This window comes from Bacillus sp. LR--39 (assembly GCF_053613335.1).
On record NZ_JBSIOT010000179.1, the window covers coordinates 1 to 1341 of the forward strand.

At 44.0% G+C, this 1341-nt stretch carries 2 protein-coding genes; both read left to right on the forward strand.

What is annotated here, in order from left to right; all coding sequences use genetic code 11:
• The coding region (locus tag ACWHAR_RS21560) for a substrate-binding domain-containing protein (RefSeq protein ID WP_452087779.1) at positions 1-655 on the forward strand (655 nt) is incomplete at its 5' end.
• Between the two features lie 81 nt (positions 656-736).
• On the forward strand, positions 737-1273 hold the full coding sequence (locus ACWHAR_RS21565; RefSeq protein WP_452087780.1) for an SH3 domain-containing protein: 537 nt from the start codon (positions 737-739) through the stop codon (positions 1271-1273).
• Positions 1274-1341: the final 68 nt, after the last annotated feature.

Genomic DNA, 1341 nt, shown 5'->3' on the forward strand with positions numbered 1-1341 from the left:
TTTAATTCAGCAAGGTGTTGATGCATTATTAATCAACCCGACTGATTCTTCGGCGATCTCAACGGCAGTAGAATCTGCAAACGCAGTCGGTGTGCCCGTCGTAACAATCGATCGATCTGCCGAACAAGGAAAAGTTGAAACCCTCGTTGCTTCCGATAATGTAAAAGGCGGTGAAATGGCCGCGACGTTTATTGCCGACAAACTTGGAAAAGGAGCAAAGGTGGCAGAGCTTGAAGGCGTCCCCGGCGCATCTGCCACACGGGAACGCGGCTCAGGATTCCATAACATCGCAGACCAAAAACTCCAAGTTGTCACAAAACAATCAGCTGACTTTGACCGCACGAAAGGCCTGACTGTCATGGAAAACCTACTGCAGGGACATCCTGATATCCAAGCTGTTTTTGCTCACAACGATGAAATGGCGCTCGGTGCTCTCGAGGCAATTAACAGCTCGGGGAAAGACATATTGGTGATCGGTTTTGACGGCAATAAAGATGCGCTCGCTTCCATTAAAAACGGAAAGCTGTCAGCCACCGTCGCTCAGCAGCCTGAATTAATCGGTAAATTGGCTACAGAAGCAGCTGATGATATTTTGCACGGGAAAAAAGTGCAAAAAACAATATCCGCGCCTCTCAAACTAGAAACACAAAAATAATTGTCTGATGTTTAGGAACCTGCCATAACGTGAATAGAGATATAGAATGAATTATTTCTCTTACGTGAGGAGAGGAACGGCATGAACAAACCAACAAAACTATTTTCAACATTAGCACTTGCGGCTGGAATGACTGCGGCGGCTGCTGGCGGCGCTGGCACGATCCATGCTCAACAGCCAGAAACAACGGTAAGCATTGATGATTTATACAGTTATCCGATTGATTCTTATTTGGTATCAGAAGAGGCTCTAAATGTCAGAACGAAGGCTTCCGCATCAAGCCAAAAAGCCGATACGCTGCACTTAGGAGATAGCCTAAAGCTGATTTCCTTCTCAAATGCTGACTGGGCAAAGGTTCAGTATAAAAACGGAAAAATAGGATTTGTCTCCACTCATTACATTGTAAAAGCAGCGACAACGGTAAAAACCAAAACAAAAACAAAAGTATATACATCCGCTGATGGAAAGAGCATTAAGACTCTTCCAGCAGACACAAGCGTTTCTTTTTTAGGCTGGAGTAAAACGAATAAAGGCGGTTTTGATTTTGATTGGGTATTCGTTGATTACGGCGGTGCGACAGGTTATATGAAAACAAAGGATTTACACATGACAAAATAACTGAGAGGGATTCCGCATAAATGCGGAATCCCTTTTATTATGAATTGATTTGTCACATTCCCAAGATA

Coding starts and splice junctions, on each gene's coding strand:
- ACWHAR_RS21565 (WP_452087780.1), top strand. CDS start 737: ATGAACAAACCAACAAAACTATTTTCAACATTAGCACTTGCGGCTGGA.